Origin of the sequence: Rathayibacter tanaceti, from assembly GCF_001634385.1 — a bacterium.
In the GTDB taxonomy this organism is placed as follows: domain Bacteria; phylum Actinomycetota; class Actinomycetes; order Actinomycetales; family Microbacteriaceae; genus Rathayibacter; species Rathayibacter tanaceti.
In genome coordinates this window covers 1-5,932 of record NZ_LIIN01000149.1, presented here as the reverse complement: position 1 = coordinate 5,932, position 5,932 = coordinate 1, and the positions used below count along the sequence as shown (strand labels likewise).

The window sequence follows — 5,932 nt, the reverse complement described above, 5'->3', positions numbered from 1 at the left end:
CCCTTCCTCGCCCTGTTCGTGCTGACCTTCATCGTCCCGATCGTGGTCGCCGTCGGTTCCAGCTTCACGAGGGTGACCCGTTCGGGTCTCTTCGGCGAGGCAGGAGTGACGAGCGGGTTCGCGGGCTTCGACAACTACGCGCAGGCCCTCGCCGACGGCAACTTCATCGCCTCCATCGGACGGATGTTCCTCTTCGGCATCGTGCAGGTGCCGGTGATGATCGCGCTCTGCACGGTGCTCGCGCTGATGCTCGAATCGGCCTCGGCGAAGTTCCCCGGCTTCTTCCGTGCGGCCTACTTCCTCCCCTACGGAGTGCCGGGAGTGATCGCGACGATCCTGTGGTCGTTTCTGTACGTCCCCGGGCTCAGCCCGATCATCGACGCGGCGAACGTGGTGGGGCTCGAGCCCGACTTCCTCGGCGCGAACTCGGTGCTGTGGTCGATCGCGAACATTTCGCTCTGGAGCTACACCGGCTACAACATGCTGATCATCGTCGCCCAGCTGAAGGCGATCCCGGTCGAGCTCTACGAGGCCGCCAAGGTCGACGGCGCCACCACCTGGCGCGTCGCGCGCAGCATCCAGCTGCCGCTGATCCGTCCGGCGCTGGTGCTGACCACGATCTTCTCGATCATCGGCACGCTACAGCTCTTCGCCGAGGCCCAGGTGCTCAAGACCGTCGCTCCGGCCATCGACAGCCAGTACACGCCGAACCTCAGCGCCTACACCACCGCCTTCGCCTACAACGACTACAACGTCGCCGCCGCGCAGGCCGTCCTGATCGCGCTGGTCGCGTTCCTGCTCTCCTTCACGTTCCTCTCGATCTCGAACAGGAGGTCGTCATGAGCCGCACCGAGACCCAGCCGACCACGACCACCGGAGTCGTCACCGCCGACCGTCCTGCGAAGGCCGGCCGGGGGCCCGACCGCTCGGCCGGACGCAGCCGCGCCTCGACGATCATCGTCACCGCGGTCCTCGTGCTCGTCGCCGTCTACTTCCTCGTCCCCGTCTACTGGGTCGTCGTCGCGGCGACCAAGAGCACCGAGGACCTCTTCGCCACCAACGGCTTCTGGTTCGCCCCGACCTTCGCGCTCTGGGACAACCTGAACCAGGTGCTCACGTACGGCGACGGCATCTTCGTCCGCTGGTTCCTCAATTCCGTCCTCTACGCGGGAGTCGGCGCACTGCTCGCCACTTACCTCGCGGCGGCCGGAGGCTACGCGCTCGCGAAGTACGAGTTCCGCGGCAGCCGTCTGGTCTTCGGCACCATCCTCGCCGGAGTCCTCGTGCCCGGCACCGCGACCGCTCTCCCGCTGTTCCTGCTCTTCAGTCAGATGGGTATCGCGAACACCTACTGGAGCGTGCTGATCCCCTCGCTCGTCTCGCCGTTCGGACTGTTCCTCTGCCGCATCTACGCGCAGGCCACCGTCGACACGGCGATCATCGAGGCGGCGCGGATCGACGGCGCCGGCGAGCTGCGGATCTTCCACACCCTCGGGCTGCGCATCCTCACACCCGCGCTGGTGACTGTGTTCCTCTTCCAGCTGGTCGGGATCTGGAACAACTACTTCCTGCCGCTGGTCATGCTCTCGGACACGAACCTGTTCCCGATCACCCTCGGTCTCAACAACTGGCTCGGTCAGGTCGATCGCCTGCCCGAGTTCTACGAGCTGACGACCGGCGGCGTGCTGCTGTCGATCATCCCGCTCGCCATCGCCATGATCGTGCTGCAGCGCTTCTGGCGAGGTGGCCTGACGGAAGGTTCCGTGAAGTGACGACCACCCCGACGAGCGCCCACTACCTCACCGACACCGGTCCGGGCTCGGGCCGCCGACGCGCGGCCCGTTCCTGGCTGCACACCGACGCGCCGGCGCTCTCGCTCGACGGGGAGTGGCGCTTCCGCCTCCTGCCCGCTGCACCGGGAACGCCCGGTGGCGCCGACGCGCTGCCGGACGGCGAGGAGGTGGACGCCGTCGGGGCGGAGTCGTTCGACGACTCCGACTGGGATCTGCTGCGGGTGCCCTCGCACTGGGTGCTCGAGGGTGACGGCCGCTACGGCCGACCCGCGTACACGAACGTCCAGTACCCGTTCGCGACCGAGCCTCCGTTCGTGCCCGACGAGAATCCGACCGGCGACTACCGACGCACCATCGAGGTGCCGGAGTCGTGGGACCGGGCCGAGGCGGTGGTGCTGCGCTTCGACGGAGTGGAGTCGCGGTACCGCCTCTGGGTGAACGGCGTCGAGGTCGGCATCGGCTCCGGCAGCCGGCTCGCTCAGGAGTTCGACGTCACTGGCGTGGTCCGACCTGGCCGGAACCTCGTCGTCGTGCGGGTCCACCAGTGGTCGGCCGCGAGCTACGTCGAGGACCAGGACCAGTGGTGGCTGCCGGGGATCTTCCGATCGGTGCACCTGCTCGCGCGCCCCGTCGGCGGGATCGAGGACGTCTGGCTGCGCACCTCCTTCGCCGACGGCGCCGGCCGCATCGAGACCGAGGTGACGGCGGCAGCGGCCGCCTATCCGCTGACCCTCCGCGTGCCCGAGCTGGGCGTCGAGACGGTCTGGAGCTCGGCCGAGGAGGTCGCGCCGATCGAGCTGCCGGCCGTCGAGCCGTGGTCGGCGGAGGCGCCGCGTCTCTACGACGCGCAGCTCTCGTCCGCGAGCGAGACCGTCTCGCTCCGGCTCGGCTTCCGCACGATCGAGATCCGGGGCGACCGCTTCCTCGTGAACGGCGAGCGCGTCGTGTTCCACGGCGTGAACCGCCATGAGACGCATCCCGACCGCGGGCGGGCGTTCGACGAGGACTTCGCCCGCGAGGACCTCGCGATGATGAAGCGGTTCAACGTCACTGCGATCCGTACCAGCCACTACCCGCCGCATCCCCGCCTGCTCGACCTCGCCGACGAGCTCGGGTTCTGGGTGATCCTCGAGTGCGACCTCGAGACGCACGGCTTCGAGCGCTACGGCTGGGCGGGGAATCCGAGCGACGACCCTGCCTGGCGCGAGGCCTACCTCGACCGGATCGAACGGACCGTCGAGCGCGACAAGAACCACCCGAGCATCGTGCTCTGGTCGCTCGGCAACGAGTCCGGCACCGGCGCGAACCTCGCCGCGATGTCGGCGTGGGTGCACGGCCGCGACCCGGAGCGCCCGGTGCACTACGAGGGCGACTACTCCGGTGCCTACACGGACGTCTACTCGCGGATGTACTCCTCCGTCCCCGAGACGGAGCAGATCGGCCGCGACGACTCGCGGACCCCGCTGCTCGGCTGCTCCCCCGGCGAGTCCGCACGTCAGCGCGCCAAGCCGTTCCTGCTCTGCGAGTACGTGCACGCGATGGGCAACGGCCCCGGCGCGATCGACCAGTACGAGGACCTCGTCGAGCGCTATCCACGCCTGCACGGCGGCTTCGTCTGGGAGTGGCGCGACCACGGTCTCCGCGCCCGGACGTCCGAGGGCATCGAGTACTACGCCTACGGCGGGGACTTCGGCGAGGTGCTGCACGACGGCAACTTCGTGATGGACGGCATGGTGCTCTCGGACGGCACGCCCAGCCCGGGCCTGTTCGAGTGGAAGCAGATCGTCGCCCCGGTGCGCCTCACCGTGCGCGCCGACGGGGTCGTCATCGAGAACCGACGCCACGACGCCTCCACCGCCGACCTGCGCTTCACCTGGCGCGTCGAGCTGGACGGCCGGATCACGGACGAGGGCGTGCTCGAGGCCCCGACCGTCCCGGCGGGCGAGGCTGTGCACGTCGCGCTGCCCGGGTTCGTGCCGCCGACGGGAGGCGAGGGCTGGCTCACGGTCGATGCGGTGCTCGCCTCTGCGACGCCCTGGGCGGAGGAGGGCCACGTCCTCTCCACCGGCCAGCACCTCCTCTCCGCACCAGCCGCCGCCCCCGCCTGGACACGCGCCGTCCGCAGCGCCCCGCCCGCCGAGGACGGCGCGCTCGGACTCGCCCGCTTCCGTCACGGCCGACTCACGTCGATTGCCGGTCTCGCCGTCGACGGCCCGCGGGCCGAGCTCTGGCGCGCTCCGACCGACAACGACGAGGGCGACGGCTTCCCCGGCTACGTCTCGGGGGATCCCTTCGACGGGAACGGCACCGGGACGCCGGCCCCCTCCTCCTCCGCCCGCTGGCGCGAGGCCGGGCTCGACCGCCTCGTGGCGCGGGTGGAGGAGGTCGACAGCACGGCGGGCGTGCGCCGCCGCACCCGGGTCTCGGCCGCCGACCTCGACGCGGCCCTGCTGATGGAGGAGCACTGGAGCGTCGACGGGTCGAGCACCGTCCTCCGGGTCGACCTCGCTCCCACGCGAGGATGGGACCTCGTCTGGCCGAGGCTGGGCATCCGGTTCGACCTGCCCGCCTCGATCGACGGCGCGGAGTGGTTCGGCACCGGCCCGCGGGAGTCGTACCCCGACAGCTCCGTGCCGCACGGGTCGGCCGGTTCTCGGCGGGGATCGACGAGCTCACCACGGCGTACGCGCGACCGCAGGAGAGCGGTCACCGCAGCGCCGTGCGCGAACTGACGCTCAGGGAGGCGGGAATCCCCCGCCTCCGCGTCGAGGCCGCGCGCGATCTGCACGGCCGCCTCCCCGGCTTCACCCTCGCGCGGCACACCCCGCAGGAGCTGGCGGCCGCCGGGCACCCGCACGAGCTCCCTGAGTCCTCCCGCGCGGTCCTGCTGATCGACGCGGCCCAGCACGGGCTCGGCTCGCGCGCTGCGGGCCGGACGTCTGGCCCGACTTCCAGCTCCGGCCGGAGGCGCGGACGATCCTGCTCAGGTTCAGCGCGGTCGGCTGACGGAGGTCGCCCGGGAACGCTCGTGGGGCATCGCTCCCGCGGGCGTTCCGCGTCTCAGCGGGAGGCGTGGGCGCCGGTGCGCGGTTGCGGGCCGCCGAGGAGGGGCTCGGTGATCGCGCGGCGTCGGAGCAGGACGACCAGGACAACGGCGCAGGCGAGGAGCGAGCCGGCGACGGCGCCGCCTCCGATCATCAGAGCGGTGGTCGGAGTGATGCCGGCCGGCTCGGGAGCCGCCACGGTGGTCATGAACGCGGAACGGGCGGCACTGATGGCGGAGCCGCAGACCTGCGGCGCCTCCCAGGCCGCTGCCGTCGTCTCGTCGTCTCGGTACGAGACGGTCACCGCGGCAGTGCGGTGAGACTCCCGGCCGAAGGCGACCACGCAGTACACGGAGGAGTCGGGCTCTGCGACGATCGCGTCGCCCAGTGCCGGCGAGCCCCAGCCGATCGCATCGGCCTGCACGACCACGTCGCCGGCGGCGAGCGCGGCACGGTCGCCCGTGGTGCGGAAGGCGCCCACGGCGACCTCCTCGTCCGCGTCGAAGCCCCAGACGGCGCCCCGCGGCGCCTCGACCGTGCCGTCGCCGAGTTCGCGCGGCTCAAGGAGGAGACCGATGCCGGAGCTCGCGGCGAGGCGGAAGCCCACCTTGGTCGACACGCCTCGGTCGCCCGTGAGATCGACGGTGTATGCACCCGACCTCGTGATCATCGCGGTGGGTACGGCGGCCGAACCGCGACCCGCGATGCTCGGCTGCACCGGCAGTGGAGTCTTGGTGCCCGCGGGGTCGCGGAGCATAGCCGCGACGGTCTCGCCTGCCGAGAACCCGGTGTACGAGAAGCCGACGCCGTAGAAACGCGCGAGCTCGACCGTGAGCGAGTCCGGCTCCACCTCGGCCTGGCGGGTGAGGAAGACGGAGGCGGAGGCGGCGCCCGCCGCGATCGGCCGGGTGCCGACGGCCTGTGTGCTCCCAGTGGAGGTGGCGAGGGCGGTGCGTCCGGGCGCGGAGGCGAGGGGCGCCGAAACCCCGGCGTCTGAGGTGGAGGTGCTGCCCGCCGGGGCCGTGGAGGAGCCGCGCGAACCGCTGCCGTCCGCTGCGCCTGAACTCGTGCCGCCCGGCTGGCCTCCTCCGGGCG

At 71.4% G+C, this 5,932-nt stretch carries 4 protein-coding genes and 1 pseudogene; 4 read left to right on the top strand and 1 reads right to left on the bottom strand.

The window, feature by feature from the left end; all coding sequences use genetic code 11:
- The 4 genes and pseudogenes from ACH61_RS13570 to ACH61_RS19500 all read left to right on the top strand — a co-directional run.
- On the top strand, positions 1 to 843 hold an 843-nt coding region (locus ACH61_RS13570; RefSeq protein WP_068212954.1), incomplete at its 5' end, for a carbohydrate ABC transporter permease.
- Complete coding sequence (locus ACH61_RS13565) at positions 840 to 1,772, top strand: carbohydrate ABC transporter permease (protein ID WP_068212952.1); 933 nt, start codon at positions 840 to 842, stop codon at positions 1,770 to 1,772. The genes ACH61_RS13570 and ACH61_RS13565, both read left to right, overlap by 4 nt.
- On the top strand, positions 1,769 to 4,525 hold the full coding sequence (locus ACH61_RS13560) for a glycoside hydrolase family 2 TIM barrel-domain containing protein (RefSeq protein WP_330220179.1): 2,757 nt from the start codon (positions 1,769 to 1,771) through the stop codon (positions 4,523 to 4,525). Before ACH61_RS13565 ends, ACH61_RS13560 begins: the two co-directional genes overlap by 4 nt.
- Positions 4,456 to 4,668, top strand: a pseudogene (locus ACH61_RS19500) (beta-galactosidase small subunit-related protein); the annotation flags it as partial. The gene ACH61_RS13560 and the pseudogene ACH61_RS19500, both read left to right, overlap by 70 nt.
- A gap of 185 nt (positions 4,669 to 4,853) precedes the next feature.
- Here the strand turns inward: ACH61_RS19500 and ACH61_RS17530 are convergent.
- The coding region (locus ACH61_RS17530; protein WP_201787615.1) for a hypothetical protein at positions 4,854 to 5,932 on the bottom strand (1,079 nt) is incomplete at its 5' end.